15 protein-coding genes are annotated in these 20,891 nt (G+C 56.2%); 5 read left to right on the forward strand and 10 right to left on the reverse strand.

Annotation, left to right across the window (positions count from 1 at the left end; genetic code table 11):
• Positions 1 to 37: 37 nt before the first annotated feature.
• Positions 38 to 2,356 (forward strand): TonB-dependent receptor, encoded by a 2,319-nt coding sequence (locus C1T17_RS17870; protein ID WP_104954602.1) that lies wholly within the window; start codon positions 38 to 40, stop codon positions 2,354 to 2,356.
• A 252-nt stretch (positions 2,357 to 2,608) separates the two neighbouring features.
• On the opposite strand, the gene C1T17_RS17875 is transcribed toward C1T17_RS17870, so the two are convergent.
• Entirely contained in the window at positions 2,609 to 4,243 is a 1,635-nt protein-coding gene (locus C1T17_RS17875) for a GMC family oxidoreductase (RefSeq protein WP_189338401.1), read from the reverse strand.
• Positions 4,244 to 4,513: 270 nt separating this feature from the next.
• Positions 4,514 to 5,071, reverse strand: a complete 558-nt coding sequence (locus tag C1T17_RS17880) for a TetR/AcrR family transcriptional regulator (protein ID WP_223262678.1) — start codon at positions 5,069 to 5,071, stop codon at positions 4,514 to 4,516.
• Positions 5,072 to 5,366: 295 nt separating this feature from the next.
• Between C1T17_RS17880 and C1T17_RS17885 the strand changes: the two genes are divergently transcribed.
• The 4 genes from C1T17_RS17885 (at position 5,367) to C1T17_RS17900 (ending at position 8,437) form a co-directional block, all read left to right on the forward strand.
• The gene (locus C1T17_RS17885) at positions 5,367 to 5,984 is read left to right on the forward strand and encodes an RNA polymerase sigma factor (protein WP_189338402.1); all 618 of its coding nucleotides are present in this window, start codon (positions 5,367 to 5,369) and stop codon (positions 5,982 to 5,984) included.
• Positions 5,985 to 6,076: 92 nt separating this feature from the next.
• Entirely contained in the window at positions 6,077 to 6,985 is a 909-nt protein-coding gene (locus C1T17_RS17890) for an NAD(P)-dependent oxidoreductase (RefSeq protein WP_104955347.1), read from the forward strand.
• On the forward strand, positions 6,982 to 7,365 hold the full coding sequence (locus C1T17_RS17895; RefSeq protein ID WP_104954605.1) for a carboxymuconolactone decarboxylase family protein: 384 nt from the start codon (positions 6,982 to 6,984) through the stop codon (positions 7,363 to 7,365). Before C1T17_RS17890 ends, C1T17_RS17895 begins: the two co-directional genes overlap by 4 nt.
• Positions 7,366 to 7,474: 109 nt before the next feature.
• A complete protein-coding gene (locus C1T17_RS17900) occupies positions 7,475 to 8,437 on the forward strand; it encodes an alpha/beta hydrolase (RefSeq protein WP_104954606.1) in 963 nt (320 codons plus the stop codon).
• Positions 8,438 to 8,947: 510 nt separating this feature from the next.
• Here the strand turns inward: C1T17_RS17900 and C1T17_RS17905 are convergent.
• The 8 genes from C1T17_RS17905 to C1T17_RS17940 all read right to left on the reverse strand — a co-directional run bounded on the left by C1T17_RS17905 (position 8,948) and on the right by C1T17_RS17940 (position 20,281).
• Entirely contained in the window at positions 8,948 to 10,114 is a 1,167-nt protein-coding gene (locus C1T17_RS17905; protein WP_104954607.1) for an acyl-CoA dehydrogenase family protein, read from the reverse strand.
• 11 nt (positions 10,115 to 10,125) lie between these two features.
• Positions 10,126 to 11,355 carry a CaiB/BaiF CoA transferase family protein gene (locus C1T17_RS17910; RefSeq protein ID WP_104954608.1) on the reverse strand — a complete coding sequence of 410 codons (1,230 nt, stop codon included), beginning with the start codon at positions 11,353 to 11,355 and terminating at the stop codon, positions 10,126 to 10,128.
• A 106-nt stretch (positions 11,356 to 11,461) separates the two neighbouring features.
• The gene (locus C1T17_RS17915) at positions 11,462 to 12,505 is read right to left on the reverse strand and encodes an NAD(P)H-dependent flavin oxidoreductase (protein WP_104954609.1); all 1,044 of its coding nucleotides are present in this window, start codon (positions 12,503 to 12,505) and stop codon (positions 11,462 to 11,464) included.
• A gap of 326 nt (positions 12,506 to 12,831) precedes the next feature.
• Entirely contained in the window at positions 12,832 to 13,959 is a 1,128-nt protein-coding gene (locus C1T17_RS17920; protein WP_145959029.1) for an acyl-CoA dehydrogenase family protein, read from the reverse strand.
• 400 nt (positions 13,960 to 14,359) lie between these two features.
• A complete protein-coding gene (locus C1T17_RS17925; RefSeq protein WP_189338403.1) occupies positions 14,360 to 15,607 on the reverse strand; it encodes an MFS transporter in 1,248 nt (415 codons plus the stop codon).
• A 78-nt stretch (positions 15,608 to 15,685) separates the two neighbouring features.
• Entirely contained in the window at positions 15,686 to 18,361 is a 2,676-nt protein-coding gene (locus C1T17_RS17930) for a TonB-dependent receptor domain-containing protein (RefSeq protein WP_189338404.1), read from the reverse strand.
• A gap of 254 nt (positions 18,362 to 18,615) precedes the next feature.
• Entirely contained in the window at positions 18,616 to 19,692 is a 1,077-nt protein-coding gene (locus tag C1T17_RS17935; RefSeq protein ID WP_189338405.1) for a FecR family protein, read from the reverse strand.
• A complete protein-coding gene (locus tag C1T17_RS17940) occupies positions 19,685 to 20,281 on the reverse strand; it encodes an RNA polymerase sigma factor (RefSeq protein WP_104954614.1) in 597 nt (198 codons plus the stop codon). Before C1T17_RS17940 ends, C1T17_RS17935 begins: the two co-directional genes overlap by 8 nt.
• Between the last annotated feature and the right edge of the window lie 610 nt (positions 20,282 to 20,891).

Here is a 20,891-nt window from a genome sequence, read left to right on the forward strand (position 1 = left end):
TCGATAGAGTTAGCAAGAAAAGTAGGGGAGGAAGTTAATGAACATTTCCGTAAGGCTGCGACGCCTGCTGATGGCGAGTGCTTGCACTGGTATCTTAATCCACGCTCCGGCGGCGTTTGCGCAAACCGCGCCGAGTGCCGCTTCTCCACAAGCACCCGAAGCCGAACCACAAGCTGCGGAGCAAGGCTTGGGCGATATAATCGTGACCGCGCAGAAGCGATCGGAAAATATCCGCGACGTGCCGATCAGCATAACCGCGCTATCGTCCGACACACTGACGCGGTCTGGCGTTACCAATAGCATGCAACTCACCTCGGTCGTGCCAGGTCTGAAGATGGACCGAGTTGGGCCTGCGACCATTCCCGCCATTCGCGGCGTTTCCACATTCGTCACCCAGCCCGGTACTGATCCGAACGTGGCAACTTATGTGGACAATATCTATATGTCGAGCGGCGCCGCGCTTTCGCTCGACCTGCCTGATGTGAGCCGTATCGACGTACTGAAAGGCCCGCAAGGTACGCTTTTCGGTCGTAACGCTACGGGCGGCGCCATTCAGATCTTTACCAAAGATCCGCAGATGCAGGATCTGGGCGGTGATTTCAGTGCGAGCTACGGGCGCTTCGACGATTTAATTCTGAAGGGCTTTCTCACTGGCCCTATTATTGAAGATACACTAGCCGTAGGTGTCTCGGGCTACTACGAGCGCGCCGATAGCTACTATAACAATCTCGTTCCCGGCGTTCGTCTCAACAAGATCAAGAATCACGCCTTCCGCGCCAAGATTTTGTTTACCCCAACCGACACCACACGGGTCTTGATCTCAGGTTTCACCGGCAAGCATTCCGATGCCTCCGCTGAGCTATGGTTCCCGCTCAATGGGATAACCTTAGCCAAGGCCTTCCCTGGTGCGGTCATTCCGACCAAGGCGTATGATGTCGCGACGAATGTCCCAATCCCGGAGACTTCAAAGACAGACAATGCGAGCATCCAGATCAGCCAGGAGACGTCGGTCGGCGATATCGATCTTCGCGCATCCTATTTTCGCGCGACGACCAAGGAAACGACGCCTGCATTCGCGGGTGCTCCGCCAGCACCGTTTACTGGCGTAAATTATTACTTGACTACCCGTGACAAATCGAAATCCGTTGAACTCAATTTTGCATCGCGGAAATTTGGCGGATTCAGTTTCATCGCAGGCGCGAATTATTACTATAACCGCAACGTCTGGGATCCCAACAAAATTGTTACGGATCTCCCAGGCTCTGCATCTGCTGTGACGTTGACGGGTGGGCAACGCACAAATGCCTATGCATTCTATGGCGAGGCTACCTATCAGTTGACCGATGCACTCAGCGTCATAGGCGGGCTTCGCTACAGTCATGAGAAACGAGACCTGATTGGGTCTTTTGTTTCAGGCGCAGTGGACGATGCACCCTTCTACGACTGGGGCAGCCGCACGTTCAACAGCCTGACCCAGCGCGCTTCGGTACGCTATGAGGCCTCCGCAAATACCAACCTCTATTTTACTTACAGCACTGGCTTTAAAAGCGGCAACTTCGACACGACGACTATACCGTTCGGGCAAACGCCGGCTCAGTGCGCGGCAGCCAATGCTGCAACGCCTGGATCTTGTGCGGCACCGATTTCGGTCAAGCCTGAGAAGATCACGGCCTTTGAAGTGGGCGTGAAATCTGCACCAAGCTCGTGGTTACACGTGGATGCGGCGCTCTTCGCCTATCGTCTGACCGACATCCAAATTTTGCTGTTTACCAACCGCTGCCTGAACGCCCCCTGCCCTCCCAATGCCACAACCAGCCTTGGTCAGTTGTCCAATGCGGCCGTGGCCAAGATGTACGGTGCAGAGGTCAATGTGGACGCCCAGGTTACAAACGAACTGCGTCTGACGGCCGGCATATCCCTGCTTGATGCGTCATTCTCCAGCTATGAAAACGCATCATGGAACCTTCCGAACGCCTCGGGAACAGGCCAGGTTCTGACGCCAGCCGCGTCTGCGACCGGTAAGCAGCTTCCCCGCGCGCCGAAGGCGACGATGAACGTGTCAGCGACATACACAAAGGAACTGGACGTCGGAAAACTTTCCTTCTCCGCGAATGGATATGCCTCCGAGCGCGTTTATTATGATGTCGGGAATGTTTATTCACAAAAGCCGTATGCCACCCTTGGCCTGAGCGCATCTTTCTCGCCAGCCGATCTTGAAGGCTTGACGGTGACACTCTGGGGTGAGAACGTTACCGATACCAAACGTATTCTTGGCAACTTCCTCAATTCGACTTGTGCCTGCGTTTCCTATGCACCGCCAGCTACTTACGGCGTCCGGGTAGGATATACTTTCTAACGGCATAATGAAGGCGATCTGGCTTGTGGCCAGATCGCCTTCATCGACTTAATGCTATAAGGCCGCAGAGTTCTGAAAAGACACGCCTCCTGGGCGGCGACCGTCACCATGATTTATCTTTCCGGCAACCCCCGGCAAATCTTGATCGCCCTTGATCAGATGACCACAGAGAAGCAGAAAGCGGCCCAGATTAGCGGCCGCCATCATTGCCGGTCGAGCAGTGTCCCCGCTCCACCGGCACACCACGTGCTTCTATAGGATATCAGCATCTTCCAGGATGAGGTCGGCGGCAATCCAGGCCAGTGCCTGCGTCGGCGCATTGTTGTTTCCAGCCGTGGCCGTGGGAAATACCGACGCGTCAACTACGCGTAAATTAGACGCACCCCGAACACGCAAGCGGTTGTCGACGACATCGTCCTCTGCAGGACCCATCGCGCACGTCCCCAACGTATGATAGCCCCGTCCGCCCGTTTTTCGGGCGTAAGCAACGATTGCGTCATCATTCTCGAAGTCAGTTCCCGGCATCAACTCGGCTTTGACCAGAGTGGAGAATGGAGGCGTCGCTAATATCTCGTGAGCCTTGTGGAACATCTTTACGGTCAACGCCCGATCATGTTCGGTAGCAGGAAGACTTGGAACGAGGCGTGGTTGATCTCCTGTGGCAGGGCCAGTGATGTGAATGGACCCTGTGCTGGTAGGATACATCGGATATGTCACGAACATTGCCCCGCCGAAGCTATCGACCTTGAGGCGGCCTGTATTTGGATCCGTAACAGAGGATGACAATGGGGTGAAATAGCCCTGTGTGTCGGGATGAGGCGATGTAGGATCGGATTTAAATATGACCGAAAGATTATACGCTCCGAACGACATGACGCCTCGTCGCGTAAACAGATACTTGAAGCCGGTCCATGCTTGCTTAAGAAGGCTGTTCACCTGCTGGTTGTAGCCGGCGTTATCGTTTTTAAGCCGAACCTGGAACAGGATGCTGCCGCAGTGATCCTGCAGCTTTTCACCGACATTGGGACTCGCCACGCGCAGTTTCACACCGGCGGCGGCAAGGATAGCCGGATCGCCAATGCCGCTGCGTTCCAAGAGCATCGGGCTTTCAAGCGCGCCAGCGCAAACCAATACCTCGCGGCGAGCGAAAAATTGCACCGGCTTGCCGTTTCTTAACGCCTCTACACCTATTGCCCTTGTTCCTTCGAAACTGATCCGCTCAACCTCCGTTCGATCCAGAATGGTAAGGTTGCGCCGGCCGCGTGCATTGCCGAGGAAGGAACGTGCAGCGCTAACCCGGAGGCCGCGCCGAATATTCGAGCAGAGATACCCGACCCGTTCGTCGCCGCTCGAATTGACGTCCTCAACAAAGCCTATGCCATGTCGTGCCAAGGTTGCGATGAATATTTCGCTGACAGGCTCGCGCGGATGAGCGACACTTATCGGCACCAAGCCGCTACCGCCGCGAACTGCGCTGCCCCCCATCTCATGGTTCTCCAGCGCTCTGAAGGCCTCCAAGAAGCGGCGCCAGTTCCATCCTTCGTTGCCCGCCTTTTCCCAGGCGTCATAGGCCGGTGCCCAACCGCGATTCCACATCATGCCGTTGATAGTCGTGGACCCGCCAACCACGCGCCCGCGCGGCCATTCATCCGCGGCCCCGTCATCTGAGGGCGTGATCGTATAAAGCTTCGTATACCGGGGGTCCGTCATTGTATAATAGGCGTTCTTAGGCACCAGATGTGCAACGCTCCGGTCCGAACCACCTGCCTCGAGCAGCAGCACCCTTATTGAAGGGTTCTCACTCAATCGGTTCGCCAGAACCGAGCCGGCTGCTCCGCTCCCTACGATGACATAGTCATAGGTAGGCTGGTCAACATCATCCTTCATAAGTTCAAGACCATCTTTCAAAGAGATTGGGAGCGGGCAGGTTGCCCTAGCTTCCAACATACCGAGCCAGTTAAGTGCTTTCGCCTGACCGGTCGCTGGACCTATGAATCTTCAAAAACAAACCGTCCAGATGGTATATTAATAATCGGCCCATGACAAGATGATGTACGCCATTCCCAATCAAGATCGGTCTGAAATCGTGGCCTAAATGAGAGTATGAGGTTGGGGACATGCCTTATTCTGCTAATTTCAAAATCGGGCGTCACACATCTATTTTGACAAGTACTCCGCTAACATCTCGGCCATGTCATGCTCAAGTCGCCGAGAAAGCGGAAGATCTGTCTCCCATAAAGTACGGACGGCAAGGCCCCGCACCGTTCCGTTGACCATGCGTACCGCATCGTAAGCGCGATCCCGCGACACACCGAATGCCATCAGCCGTTCCGCCCAGGCAAGCTCGGCTCTTTTTCGGAAGCCCCGGACAGATCCAAATATCGCATCCCTTAGTTCGGGATCTCGTGCACCTGAAATCGTGATGTCCAGTGTCACTGAAAAAGACTCGCCAAAGAAGAAGGCATGACTGTCTGAAATCAGATCACTTAGAGTTTCAACCAAGGTGGTGCGACGCTTAGAAGGACGTGCCTTTGCCTCTTCCGCATCGTAGAGCCCTTCGAACACTGCGACGATCAAGCCGACCTTAGTGGGGAAATGGTGCAGCAATGCGCCCTTTGAAACCCCTGCCCTCTCGATCACATCCGCTGTCCGAAAACCGGCCAAACCCCGTTGCTTTAAAATCGCCAATGCCGCTTCAAGCAGGCGCTGTCGCATGGTTTCGCTTCGCTCTGCTTGCGCCCGCCGCACCTTAATCGGCCGCGGCTCCTTCGCTACCTCAAGTGTCCTATCGTCTTGATCATTCTGTGCTCGCATTTGCTCTAACTCGGAAAAAAAGAGGAAGTATGCGTAGCGCCCGAAGAACCGCCAGCGTCGCCCACCGATACTCAGCCTCAAACATGATTGTCTAGAGGCATTGACATCCTTTCCCTGTGCGATTTACAGTCCGGGTAGACGGCATGTTAATGATTCGATGCGGACGATCAGATCGCACGGACGAAGGAGAGGTGCAGTGGAAATAGCAAGCGCAATCATTTCTCATGTGAAGCCTTTGCCCGCGAGCTGGCGTGGATGTGAGCTATCGCCCACTGTCCGCTCCTTTCTTCAGCATGAGACCGCGCTTAAGCGGTTTCTCGGACGCTTGCTCCCGACTGCCGAAGACGTCGAAGACATTGCTCAAGAAGCGATTTTACGTGCGATTTCGGCCTCGGCCACCCAAACTGTAGAGATGCCCAAGGCATTCCTGTTCCGCATTGCTAGAAACCTCGCCCTCAACGATCGCGCTAAAATGTGGAATACGACCACTACGCTGGTGCAGGATTATGCCGAGCTAGACGTAGGCAATGAGGAGGTCTCCGGCGAGGATCGGATCGACAGCCACCGGAAATTCTTGCTGCTAGAAGAGGCAATTTCGCATTTGCCGGCCCAGTGCCGCAGAATCTTTCTGATGCGCAAGCTGGAGGACCAATCTCACAAAGAGATTGCCGCGAAATTCGGTATTTCGGTGAGCACGGTCGAAAAGCATATCGCAATTGGTCTGCGCCGCTGCGCTAGCTACCTTTACGAGCGTGGCTATGACGTTGGCGACGCGCCTCGGTCGCAAGAAATGATCTACGCCAAAGCTGCTTAGTCCAGGCGATAGGTCTCACATCCGCTCACAACGGCATGGTCATCGGTGCCGCCTTCCAGGCGAAACCGGACCTCATGAAAATAGGAAATAAGATGAGACTGGGTTTTGTTGGATTGGGTAGCATGGGACTGCACATGGCGCGCCGATTGTGCGACGCTGGTCATGAACTGGTTGTCTTTGACCTCAATGATGCCGCCGTGCAGACTCTTGTCGACGCAGGCGCCAAGCGCGCCGACTCAGTTTCTGAACTCGCCAACCAAGTCGAATGCGGCTTGGTCTGCTTACCAACTCCCGACATCGTCGACACCGTGCTCATCGGCGAAGGCGGCCTTGGCGCGGGCTCAGTCCGCACGATCGTGGACCTGTCAACATCGGGACCTTCGGCCGCGCAGCGAATTGGCGCTGAGTTAGGTAGGCGCGGCATTCGCCTGGTCGATGCACCTGTAAGCGGCGGCACGATCGGCGCAGAGGCCGGCACGCTCACGATCATGATATCTGGTGAGGATGCAGCCTATCACGATGTGAGGCTAGCGCTGGAAGCCATTGGCAAGAACCTGTTCTACCTGGGTGGCCAGCCCGGCCTTGCACAATTGATGAAGCTCATCAACAATACGTTGTGTGCGGTGTCGGCCATCTCGGCCTTTGAGGGGCTGGTGCTCGGTGCGAAGGCCGGCCTAGACCCGCAAACGATGCTGGACGTCATCAATGTATCGAGCGGTCAATCCTTCGCGACCTCGATCAAGATCCCGCAATGTGTCGTGAACCGCAGCTTTCCTCCGCGCTTTACCTCGGCTCTGCTCGACAAGGATGTTCGCCTCTGCCTCGCTGAAGCCGAACGGCTTGGCGTCACCATGCCTATCAGCCAGCAAACCCGCCAGTTCATCGCCTTTGCCCTGTCCCAAGGATATGGCGACCAGGATTATGGCAACCTCATCAAGATTTTCGAAGGATGGGCCGGCACACAGTTCGGCACACAAACGGCACAGGAGCCAGTTGCATGACGACAGACAGAATGGAAAAGGGCCGGGCGATCCTGCGTGGCACCCTGGGTGACGAATATTTTGAACGCCGGCGCGACAGTACCAACGATTTCAATCGGCCGTTGCGCGATATAACAGACGAGACCTGCTTTGGGGAAGCTTGGGCGCTTGGTCCGTTGGAGCCGAAGGATTGCAGTCTGCTGGTCATCACAATGCTCGCCTGTATGGGCCGCGTGCCGGAACTGAAGACGCATATCGGCGGTGCGATCAACAATGGTTGCACGGTCGAAGAAATCCGCCATGCCATGGTTATGGTCGGTACCTACTGCGGTATCCCTGCGGGGGTTGAGGGAATCCGGTCAGCCGAAGCGGTACTGACGGAGAGAGGACTGCTCGCTTAGCCTGAAGAAGCGGCTGCGCGCATGGCAGTTGCGCGCGGCCTATCCGCCGATTCATTTCGGCGGATATATAAAAAGATGATGCCGCTATTTCCAGGCAAAGGTGCGGCCCATGTCACGCAATCTCCTCGATCCTGATCTAGCGGCACTCGAAGATCCCGCACTTTCCATCAGCGCCGACTGCGCGAACCTCTCCGATATACGCGACCGTCTCCTGACGACGCTTGCCACAATCCTTCCTCCGGCCGCGACCGCACCAGAAGTGGTGATGGCGCCCCGGCTCTACGATGACGAGCCGAGTGTGCCTATCCGCATTCACCGCCCTGCTGGGCTACCGTCGCCTGCGCCCGCTATTTTACACATTCATGGTGGCGGCTTTATCATGGGAACGGCCGGCATGAACGACGGCTCCGACGAACGTCTTGCTACGCGGCACCGCGCGATCGTGGCATCCGTTGACTATCGGCTGGCTCCCGAAACACCTTTTCCTGGGCCATTGGAGGACTGCTACGCAGCTGTGGCCTGGCTTGCCGCGAATGCCGATGCCATCGGGATCGACCCCGACCGCATCAGCCTTCTGGGCGAAAGCGCAGGAGGCGGGCTTGCAGCGGCACTCGCAATTCTGGCGCGAGATCGCGGCGGACCCAAACTTGCGAGTCAGTTCCTGATCTATCCCATGCTGGACGACCGGACCGGGACGCCTGACGGTGCGCAAAATCCGACAAGCGGCCAGTTCGGCTGGACGCGCGCATCCAATCGTTTTGGATGGCGTGCGCTCCGAGGAGGACAGCCGATACAGGCAGAACGGGCCGGACATTTCGCTCCCGCCAAGGTGCGTGACATGACGGGCCTGCCTTTCACCTACATTGCAGTAGGCGCGCTGGACCTCTTCGTGGACGAGAGCCTCGATTATGGTGTCCGTCTACTTCACGCCGGCGTTCGTGTCGAACTGCATCTCTATCCGGGGGCGAGCCATGGCTTCGATCTAGTCACCGATGCGGACGTCAGCATTCGTTTTCGGCGCGATCTGGACGACGCGCTGTCTCGATCCCTGAGGCTATCGCCTAATCAGTGAAATCATTCGTCGAAAGAGGGCACGATCATGCCCACATTTTTGCGCCTAGCATCTTCTACTGTGCAAGATGGCAGCCATCGAGGGACAGCCCTACAACCATTGATGACCGCCGCCTCGCCAGAAAGCAGCCATTTCCGGCAAGGCGACATCCTCCGGATGCCCGACGTCGCCAATCAATTGCCGATCTATGATCCAATCACTTGGTTGCGGCCGAAAAAAATGTCGTTTTGCTTCTATAGGATTATCGTCGGGATCAAAATGAGGACCGCGCCAAACGAGGCAGCAAGGTCTTCCGCCCCCGCATCAGTTCCCGTAGCCGCAACCCGGGCCTTCAGTCGAGCATCAAGCCATCAGCGCGACGAAGCCGCATCTTGTCGAATTCGTGTCGGCTGTCGCCCGGAACGAAAAGCAGGCTGCGCATCAGCTGCCTCGTGGCACGGATGTGGTAGAACGCCTATCTCGGCTCGACCTCTTCGAAATGCAGGTTCATGGGAACTTCCTTCGCCCGCGTCAGTAAGATTTTGGAAGACCAAGCACACGCTCGGCTATATAGCACTGGATGAGCTGCGGACTGACCGGCGCGATCCGCGGAATTAGGGATTCGCGCAGGTAGCGCTCGACATGATACTCCTTGGCATAGCCAAAGCCCCCATGTGTCATGATTGCCTGCTGACAAGCGTTGAACCCCGCTTCACCCGCGAGATACTTCGACGTATTTGCGCTAGCCGCACACGGCAAACCCTGGTCATATTCCCAAGCCGCTCGCTGGATCATCAGCCATGCCGCCTCCAGTTCCATCCAGTTGGTTGCAAGCGGATGCTGAATGGACTGGTTCTTACCGATCGGTCGGTTGAACACCGATCTTTCCTTCGCATAGTTCGTGGCGCGGCGCAGCGCTGCATAACCTAGCCCCGCTGCTTCGGAGGCGATCAGTACCCGCTCCGGATTCATGCCTTCCAGAATATATTCGAAACCGCGACCTTCTTCCCCGATGCGATCGGTTTCCGGGATTGCAAATCCTTCGATGAAAAGCTCATTGGAGTCGACGCACTTACGCCCCATCTTTTCAATCTCGCGCACCTCTATCTTCGTGCGGTCGAGATCGGTGTAGAATAGGCTAAGGCCGTGCGTTGGTTTCTTCACCTCCTCCAGCGGCGTTGTCCGGGCCAGGAGCAGTATCTTGTTGGCGACTTGTGCCGTTGAAATCCAGACCTTCTGTCCGTCCACGACATAGTGATCGCCTTTCTTAACGGCGCGGGTCTTCAGTTGGGTCGTATTGAGTCCGGTATTGGGTTCGGTCACCCCAAAACAGGCCTTGTCCTGGCCGCTCACCATCGGAGGCAGCGCATTGCGCTTCTGTTCATCGGTGCCATAGACAACGACCGGATTAAGCCCGAATATATTGATATGGATGCTGGACGCCCCGGACATACCTGCGCCCGATTCCGAAATGGCGCGCATCATCGTCGATGCTTCGGCAAGGCCCAACCCCACGCCGCCATATTCCTCCGGAATGCAGATGCCCAGCCAGCCGCCATCCGCGAATTCCTGGTAGAAGTCACTGGGAAAGGCACCATCCTTGTCCCGCTTCAGCCAGTAATCGTCATCATATTTCTTGCAGATCGCATTGACGGCATCGCTGACAGACAGCTGGTTTTCGCTCAACGTGAAGTCCACGGAATTGCCCCTTAATTGCGTCGGTCGGCTGATGCCGCACTCGTTTCAGGAAGAATGAGGGAGCCGTCGGCCAGCATCGACTCTACAGCGTCCTTGCTCAGGCCTGCTTCCAGCAGAACCTCGCGCCCATGCTCGCCTTTAACCGGCGGCAGGCGGTCGATCCGCGTAGGTGTGCCTGACCAGGTCATCGGCAGACGCATTGATCGCATCCTCCCTTCGGTGGGATGGTCGACTGGCTGAAAGAAACCCACCTGCTCAAGATGCGGGTCGACGAGCAGACTTTCTAGATCGTGCATCGGCATGGCCGGAACATCCGCCCTTTCTAGCAGATCGAGCCATTCCGCAGTTGTACGGGAAAGGAACCACCGCGCCAGTTCGCCATAGACATAATCGATATTCGCCGTTCGCGCCGCAAAGGTTGCGAAGCGTGGGTCGCGATCGGGCAGGTCGACCATGCCGATCGCGGACAGGAAGTTTTTCCAATGCTTATCGTTATAGACGAGAGCACAGACATAGCCGTCGCTGGTTTGATAAGGCCGACGCTCCGGCGAAAGCTGACGTGGATAGCCGCCCCGGTCGAGCGGCGGATCATAACTGAGACCTGCCAGATGGTCCGCCAGAACGAACTGAACCATCGTCTCAAACATCGGCACGTCAACGCGCTGCCCCAGGCCTGTCCTGTCCCGAGCAACAATCGATGCGCAAATTGCGCCCACAGCAGCTAGCCCAACGACGCGATCGGCTATAGCAGTCGGCACATAGCGGGGTATGCCACCACCGGACCGTTGGATAAGCGCCGACATTCCCGACGCGCCCTGAATCAGATCGTCATAAGCTGGCTTTGCCGCATAGGGTCCGCTTTGACCGAAGCCGTATACCCCGGCATAAATCAGCCTCGGGTTGCATGCAGCCACCGCTTCATAGCCCAGCCCCAGCCGCTCCATGGCCTGCGGACGCACATTGTAGACCAGGATATCCGCGTCCTTGATCAGTTCGAAAAGGGCAGCCTTGCCGGAGGCCTTCTTCAGGTCGAGACAGATGCTTCGCTTGCTGCGGTTCGCGTTCATGAACAACGCGCCCATCCCTTCCGTCCGATATGGTACGACCTGGCGCATGAGGTCGCCATCAGGCGCCTCTACTTTGATCACCTCGGCACCCATATCGCCCAGCATTTGGGTTGCGGATGGCCCCATCAGGACAGAGGTCATGTCGACGATGCGGATGGAATCGAGCGGCCCCACTGAACCTCCTTACTGACAGATTGTTCCTGACGGATATCTTTAGCATCTGATTGCGAAGAGTGCAGATCCCGTCAGCGGCCGCCACCCTCCCGTTCGTCGAGCGGATCTATGCTTGCTGGGCAAATGCCGAAGCGCGCCTCCCGGGCACCCTTGCCGCCCATTGGTGAGCAATCTCCTCTGCTTCGGCGATTATGTCGCTGATCACCTTGGCAGCCGGCTTAATGCCCTTGAGCATGCCCGCCACTTGCCCGACTGACGAATAGCCGGTTTCGAGGTCACCCAACATCTGACCACGGTAGCCACGGTTGAAGTTGGCTGGCGTATCGGTGTCGACGCGAGGACCCGATCCCATCAGGGCCTGCAACTCTTCTTCGGCATGGCGTTTGTCGAGTTCATGGACTTTCTCCGTGAAGGGCGTTCTAAGCACACGGGACAGTTGGCCTCGGCTTCGGTGGATGATGAGGCTTGCAAGGTCGGTAGATGCAACGATAGCCTCCTTCACATTTCGGTGAGCAGCGCATTCGGCCGCAGCGATGAACGCTGTTCCCATCTGAACCCCTTCTGCGCCCAGGGCCAGCGCAGCCATGAAGGCCCTTCCGTCGCCAATGCCTCCCGCCGCGATCACCGGGATGTCAAGCGCGTCCACCACCAACGGCGTCAGGACCATTGTAGTCAGTTCGTCTGGCCCCTCGAGGCCGCCCGCCTCATAGCCCTCGCAGGCCACGATGTCCGCACCGGCCCGCTGCGCCGACAACGCCTGCTTTACATTACTGACGACACAGATTGATTTGATCCCGGCTGCTTTAAGGTGCGGCAGCACGAGTTTGGGATTGCCCGCTGAAGTCGTCACTACATCGATCTTTTCTTCAATCAGCATTTTGAGCTGATTCTGCGCGAATTCATCGAAATAGGTGAGTGTCATATTGGCACCAATCGGCTTGTCCGTCAGTTCGCGGGCAATACGAATGTGGCGGCGGACAGTCTCGACTCGCTCGCTCTTGGACGTCCAGCCAGGATTAGTGGAGATGACACCAAGCCCGCCCCCGCCTGACACGGCAGCAGCCAGTTCGCCATTCCCAGCCATTGTCATCCCACCTTCCACGATGGGATGCTTGATTCCAAGTATTTCAGTTACGCGCGTACTGAACATGCCCTTACTCCGTTATGTATGCGGCCGCCTTCATCGCAAAGCATCGACAATTGCTCTGCGGAGTCCCAACACCGGTTCCGCATCTGTTTATGATCCACATTTGTACCGCACAGACGATCGCGTGCTTTCTCGACGATCGTTCGTTCAATCTGCTATCAATGACATGTGTCCCGCGGAAATCCCCCAGAAGCGCTATGGATTTTGCCATACCGAATGACCTACGCGCGACTGAATAGAGCCGGTAAGCAATCACGCCCGCCCACTCTTAAAATTAAAGTGGCTTGCAGAACAAACGCTGGCGATCTTGCGACCGGGCTGCAAGCACCTCAGCGTATCGAAAGCTCGGAGATCAGAGGGTCGAAGTCAATCGACGCCAGTACCGCAGCGTTGCGGTAGACACGCTCCTGCGGATGGTCCGTCACGATGCCTGCCGCACCCATAAGTTGGACTCCCTCCCGGGCACCGTCAGCGACGAACTGGTTTGCCTCCGCCACCACGACGTTGGCGCGGCGCTCCTGTTCTTCCGGACTTATGTCTGCGGTCACTACATCAAGAACGCTCAGCCGAAGAGCATCGGCTTCTATGAGAAGGTCAGTCAAGGGGAACGACACCCCCTGAAAGGCGATGATCGGCTTGCCAAAGGCAGTCCGCTCACGCGCGTAATCGCCCGCATAGCGCGTTGCCGCCGCCGCCGTCCCAATGCAAACTGCGGAATGGGCCATGCGACAGGTCGTCAAAGCCCCAAGCAGCCCCTCGGACTCCATCGCCGCGTCCGCGGGGAGAGCCAAGTCAGTGATGCGGGCCTCGAGCGCAGAGGGGCAAGCCGTCATGGCAAGCCTGCGGCCCGTTTCCTCTGCTTTGAACGTCACCGCATCGCCTGGGTTTTCCGCGATCACGGCGGTCAGCTTGCCATCATCATCACGCCCTATAATGACGGCTAGTTCAGCGTTTGGATACATTACTGGCGACTTATAGCCGTTAACGACCAGGTGATTACCCTTGCGTTGGATCTTGGTATCCGTTTCCGAAGGGGTGGCGCCACGCCCTTCGTACAGAAACAAACTGGCGGGCATGAAGGGGTCCTTCGCGAACCGAGGAAGCCATTTGGCTTTCTGCTCCTCAGTGCCGCAGGTCGCGATAATCCAGGCCACCTGGCGCGATGCCAACCAGGAATAGGCAATACCCGCATCTGCCCAGGCCAGTGATTCTGCCGCTAGACAGAAAGAAACCGCATCCTCGACCCCCGAAGCGAATCCGTCGGCACCCGGCAGACCGAATTCGTCCAGAGCCACCCTTACCGCTTGAGGTACTTTTCCAGCTTCCTCAGCCTCGCGGGCGAATTTCCGAAGGTCGGTGGCAACAGCGGCCAGTTCCCCGATCATTCGGTTTTGCTTGGGATCCAAGCTCATGTTCAGCATTGCTAATTCCCGTTTCTGGTTTTCAAGAACCGTCAATACGAGACATCCCTGCGCTCAGGTCCGTGACAGCCACTGGTGAAGCGAAAGACTGGGTAAGCGCGAGCTTGCCCATCAAAAACACCGCCAGTCATCAGACATTCACCTATCCCGAGAGCGCAAAGAGCCTCCATCAAATCGCGTAGCGCTCGCCCCGTGACAGCGGCGCGCCATATTCTTCTGCTATGACCGATGAAGGGCGCATTATCCCCCAGCGACGTTCCCATCTTTCGCTCATGCGCACGAGCCGGGTGATACAGAAAAGCTATGCCTACCATATCGCGCGGGCGTACTGCATAGGGTTCGCGCCCTTGCAAGACATCCCGGACAACGGCAGCAGCGCAATTGTCGAAAAGAAAGCAACAAGGGGTTTTCGGAAACTGGCCTCAACAGCGTTCAATCACAGTTCTTCGAGTACTTCAGCCTTATCGAGTGCGGTGCGGTACGGCCCACGGATAGACCAGATTGCCAAACTGGCGAACGGTCCTGTAACGAATATCAGAGCTGCCAATCCGTAGCCGATCGCGAACTGGCCCTTGAAGAACTGGTCGGAAATAAGGGCCGCAAGCGGCGGCCCGAGACCCAGTCCGACAAGCCCTGTTGCGGTAAGGTAAAGCGCCATGGCCCTCCCCCGCATGCGCCCTGGCGTCACCATCTGAATCAATATGGGCACGAGTACCGCCAGCGCAGCCGAAAAAAAGCCCCCGATCCCGATTGCAACGAACAAGAATGTCAAGGACCGCATGAACCCGACAAGGCCGAAGCATATCCAGCTTATGGTGAGGGCGATTGCGAAAACGGTGATCAGCGCATCCTTGCGTCCCCTTGCCGTCCAGAAACGAACGACGGACGGCCAGGTAATCGCGCCGATGAAGCCGGATAACAGCCCGACCGTGCCAAACATGTACCCCGCCTGAGAAGGGTGCATTCCATGACTACGGATCAATAACGTCGGCACCCATGCAATCTTAGCGCTATTACATATGGATATGGCGGCCGCACCCAGGAAAAGACCTCCATAAAGTCTTCTCTCCCCACGAAAATATGCCCATGCTTGACTGACAGTGGCAAACTCCTCCGCTTTGATGTCGCCCACTCTGACCGGCTCAGGGACAGTGAGTAACAGCAATGGCGCGAGCAGCAGACCGGGAAGCCCAACCAGCACGAAAGTGATCTGCCACGCCTCCAGCCCGAGAGAAGCGGACATACCCGTCGCCAATTGAAACATCAGCCCCCCGAAGACGAGAGCGCCGGTATACATGACCGCGCCAACCGCAGTATAGATTGTGGTGGGAAGAACCCGCTTATCACGGGGGAAAAGATCGGCAATGATAGAGATTACCGCCGGCGAAAGCACCGCCTCACCGATAGCGACTCCTGAACGCAGAAAGATAAGCGAAAGAAAATTGGGCGCAAATCCAGAAGCGACTGTGCACAGGCTCCACAGGGCGACGCCGGCCGCGACCAGCGGCACCCTGCGATGCTTGTCAAGCAGATGAGCCAAAGGCAGGCCCATCAAGGCATATACCACGCCAAACCCCATACCGAACAGTATACCTAATTGCGTATCGGAAATGTGGAGATGCTCATGGATGGATGGCGCAAGAAGAGATAAAATCAGCCGGTCAATGAATGAAAATCCGAACATGACCACAAATATAGACACGGCATACCAAGCCGAAAGCGTTGTGGTAGGCCGAGCAAACAAGGGAGAGGCCTGGACCATTTAAAACTTCCATTCCGCCGCAACCCCATAGGTGCGTGGTGCGGCAGGCGATCCCTGATCTCCACTACCGGCGGCCGACACGTTTGAATAGTATTTCTCTCCCAGCAGATTCTTCGCCCACAGGCGGAACTTCCAGTCCTTGCCCGGCAACACTAGTGAAGTTTCCATGTTAACTACATCATATGCTGGCTGCTTGACGCGGTTGCTTGCTTCCCAAAAAAACCCACTATTGTGCGCCCAAGAGGCATTCAAGTTCAATGTTCCTAGTCCAGTATCAACTTCCCAGTTTGCACCTAATGACGACGTGAACTTAGGTGATCGCTCCAATCTGTTTCCGGACGCATCGATATTGGTAGTCACGTTATTATAGGGAGCCACTAATCTTGGCACCGTTACTATGGCGCTCGAAAATGATTTATACTTCGCGTTAAGAACGCCGATATTGGCATTGAGCGTGAATTTTGGAGTTAGCGCGCCGATAATTTCGGCCTCGCCGCCATAAATTTCGGCCTTGCCCGCGTTGGTTAGCAAAGCAATAGGAGGCGGCGTGATCAATGTCGTAACCTGAAGATTGCTATAGTCATAATAGAAGCCAGACAGGTTAAGCCGCAGCCTGCGATCCAATAAATCGCTTTTCAATCCCACCTCGTAAGCGTCGAGCACTTCCGGCTTGACAGGAGGCGCGATGTTCTGTTGCGGACAGGCAGTGCCGACAAGATTGACGGTGCACATCGATCCAACATTGAATTGCCCTGCTTTGAAACCGCGATTGAAACTGGCATAAATCAGCATCCCCGCTGTCAAGCGATGATCAAGCGCAATGCGCCATGTTAGCTTCCTGAACGTGTCCTTTTGGGGTTGAACGAGACGGGATAACTGGCCCGGTCGATCCGCAAGCGCAGGCAACGGTATTGTCGTTACATCCAGACCGACGGTATATTGCTGCGCCTCCAGCCGATCTTGGGAATATCGAAGGCCTAACGTAAGCCGGGTATCCCGTGCCAAAGATAGGGTGGCTTGGCCATAAGCAGCTATGCCATCCGTTTTCTGTGACGCAATACGCTCATTTAAATCTTGCAGGAAGTACCCACGAACTACTCTGTTGCCGTCATCTCTTGCATCAATATTTATATAATAAAGACCGGCGGTATATTCCAGCCATGCAGGCCCAAATCCTCCATTGGACAGGATTTGCAATTCCTGTGTGAAGGCTCTTGTACTACGCTTTGTACTGGCTTGAGAAGAATTGACAATCGGCGTACCATCAACAGGAAAAAATACGTACGATGATACTTTTTGATAAGATGTTATAGACTTTATATCTATCATATCGGCTTCGTAACTGGCTTCGGAAGATGCTAAATAGCTTTGGTTTCGGCCAATCCATGGAGCATCTGAATCATAATTATAGAATCCGGAATTATAAACATAAGGCACCACCCCGTTTCCTGACAAAATTGATCCATAGACACCATGACGATATAGGCCCTGATCGCTCTTAAGCTTTGAATACATCCCGCTTATCTTGATTTTCGTCCGTTCGTTCGGGGTCATCACAAACTTGGATCGAATACCAAGCTCATCGAGCGCTCCGGCGCGCCGGTTAAAATCCGGCAAAGTCACAGGTTGTCCGCTTACGAGAACCGTTCCCGCGCTTTGCGGGCTAAAGACATTCCTGCCCCAGCCCTTATCCTGATGATTATATGTAACAGAAATGTCTCCAGCTATCTCATTATTGCCGGCGCTGAGATACATCCCCCCATTGAACGTGTCGTAATTGCCGTAGCCTACGCTAATCTTGCCTGACGTCCCCGGACCCGGATCACCAGTGATCACGTGCGTGAGGCCGCCTGTTGCGTTGCGTCCAAAAAGCGTCCCCTGCGGACCTTTTAGAACTTCGATGCGCTTGATGTTGTTCAGAGAAAAAAGCATTGAGTTGGCGGAGACCACATAGACGCCATCGATATAGCTAGCGATCGTAGCCGCGTTGCCGGTCGTCGTTGATGACGTTCCAATACCTCTGAGATAAACCTGCGCGGAGTCGCCTGCGCGGCTGAAAATAAGGCTTGGAACCAAAGTGCTGATATCGGTCAGTCTGGTCGCGCCTTGGCGTTCCAGACCTTCTGACGTGAGCGCATTTATCGCGATCGGAACGGATTGAAGTCGCTCGTCGCGCCTCTGTGCCGTGACGACGATATCTTCGATACCTGTATCTAGCGCTTCGCTCAGCGCCGGTTGCGCCATCTGGGCCACAGGAGAGATGGGGATCGAAATCGCCACTTTGGCTGGGGCGGCGCGGAAAACCGCATAACCGCCGTCCGCATTGCGCTGGAAGCCAAGGCCGGTCCCACGCAAAAGGCGGCCCAGCGCATCTTCGAACGTCATGGTGCCGCTGATCGCCATAACATATCGTCCGCCGACGAGGGCCGGATCGACTGCAACAGCGACGCTGGTCGCGCTGGATAATTCGAGCAAGGCCACATCGAGAGGCCCTGCCGGGAGCGAAATTGTCGTCGCCGCCGCCTCTGCTGCTCGCGCGAGCGGGGCAGCGACAGTTGCAGTTGCGGTCAGCGCGAGCGCGGTGGCGGTAATCCAACTTTGGCGTGAAATGTTATTTGGGTGGCGTCGTGCCCCGGATTCAGAATCCCGACGTCCAATATTGGCTAGAAGTGCCATAATCATCCCCTCTCGTCGGCCACTTTTTGTGGCGTTGTTTGGGCCAGGCCATGGTCGCGCTACGCTTTTGTTCACATTCGCGCTGCCTGCTTCCCGGTCTCCACCCGAGAGACGAAACGAAAGTAGAAAAATTCCAACCGCCCGTGCGCTGTTAAAAATATTCTCGCTTTGACTAGGCACGAGCATCCGAGGTTCGGGACGTCCTACCGGCCGACCTCAGATGGCGCCATAACGTGATATCCGGTGGAGCGCCGTCATCTGGCTTCCGGGTGGAGCACCAATCCATTCGGGGAATGTTCAACCGTCAGCGGCCGTGTAGCTTCCAGAGCGGAGAGTAGCTTGCTGGTTTCTTGTCCATCCATGGAGGCGGTGACGCGCATTTCCCCTAATGCCTCGCCATCGATGCGCACCTTCACCTCTCGGTAGCGATTGATCTCCTGCACCACACGATTCAGCGGCGTATCGCGAAAGTTGAGCCGTCCAGTCTGCCATGACGATTCAGTCAGCGGGTCAAAATGGCTTGGAACGCCAATCCGGCCGTCGGGCTTCGTGAACGCCTGCTGCCCTGCGGCCAAGCGCACTTGCCAAGGCGATTCCCTGCCTACGGGCTTCCCCACCCCGCTGGGGAGACGCTCCACGTTTACGATGCCGTGCGTCACAGATATGGCAACACCTTCACGCCAGCGTGTCACATCGAAGTGCGTGCCGACGACCCGGACCTGCGTCAGCGCCGCGCGCACGAAGAAGGGGCGCCTAGCGTCATGAACTACCTCGAAATAGGCGCCGCCTTTGGTCAGTTCAATCCGGCGCAGATTTTTGGAAAACTGAGCGACGATAGTACTCTCGGGACGGAGCGTCGCCTGGCTGCCGTCAGGCAAGATCACGATCTTTACCTGACCGATCACGCTGGCATAGAGCTGTCGTTCCACCGGCGGTATAGTATCCATGCGCCAGATACCCACCATTAACAAAAGTGTAGCCGCTATCGCCCCGGCAGCCGCCAAAACCCTGCATCGCGTCGGCCATGCATCTGTTCGACGTTTTTTCCATTTCCTGACCGCAGAATTCCAGTGGCCAACGCTCTTGTTGCGAATGGGCCGGGTAGTCCACTTCTCACCTTCTATCAGGCTGAGGTTGCGCCAGATCAGATCGGCATGCCTATAGGCATGGACATGGACCTCCGCTTCCCCCAGCCATCGGGAAAAGCCGGACCGGCCCTCCTCCGTCGTTTCGCCCGAATAAAGATAGGCTACCCACCCCGCCGCCTGATCTTCAGGAGAATCGTTCCTCTGGCGAAGCAGGTTCAACAATACCCTCTTGTCTTTACCCATCGGACGGCTCGCCTTCTTCGCGGCATGCATCATAGCGGTCGAGTGCGCTCCGAATAGTGATTAGCGCCGACTGCAATTGACGGAACACGTCGGATTTGCTCCAGCCTGTATCTGCCGCGATCTCTTCGAAGGTTTGGCTGCGGAAGCGGCTTCGCATCAGGACTTCATTCTGTTTTGGCGGGAGTCCATCGATTACCTTTGCCATATGCCCGAACCTCTCTTTCGACAGAAAGACGTATTCAGGCGTCATTTCTTCCTGGTCCTGGCCATTCCTGTACATTTCGTCATCGATAAAAGCTCGCGTCCGCTTCATCCATCCAACGGCGTCGAGATATGCGTTGACCGCAGTCCTGTACAAAAAGGACTTGGGATGACGTATATGTTCTATGTTTTCGACTGCCGCTATCCGTTCGAACGCCGTCTGGGCAATGTCCTCCGGAGCGGGTGGGCCCGCCCCATAGCGGCGACGCAACCAACCGACCAGGGAACTGCCCTGAGAACGGTAGAGCTTCTCCACGAAGCGCGCGCGATGTATGGCTTCAGCATCAAACGCGACGATATGTTTGACCTGAGATTCTTTGCCCGCCATCTAAAGACGACAAGCGGCTACTAGTTTGCCTCTATCCACCTGCGCTAACACCGCGGCGATGTTCCGTTACCCGCCGACCGCGATTGCCCAGGAAGGCATACGTCGAGTTTGCTACGTTCCAGGCAGTAGGGGCAGTCCTTATTCTGCCTTTCGGCAACAACCTATGGTTGCTGATGCTCGCCGACAATATTTCGGCGCCGGCAGTGATGTGGCAAGTTAGAGTGACATTCCCGTTGCTCGAATCTGCACGCCGGACGCGTTTAACGACCATCTATCGTCATGATGTGTTAAGACGGAGCCTGTGAGCCGCCATCTTTGCGGCTTCGGCTGGAACGGCACCTTCTTTTATGTTGTTGGCGCTTGCATCTGCGTCTCTAGCCTGTCCGTTATAGGGCTCAAAGCAAAAGCGGCCTTACGGCAAGAGGGGATAACCGCAATGCGATGTCTTAATATCCACCCGCGTCATGATGACAGGCGATCTTACCGATCGGCTGGGGGCTTCACTCATCTGAACTGTCATGTTTTTCAAGCTTGATGGCGACTCCGGCGTTCAAGTCTGGTCTGTCCATGTTGCCAATACAGGCGATTGGGCGTCCGGCGACCCGCTCTG

This window comes from Sphingobium sp. SCG-1 (assembly GCF_002953135.1).
GTDB lineage: Bacteria > Pseudomonadota > Alphaproteobacteria > Sphingomonadales > Sphingomonadaceae > Sphingobium.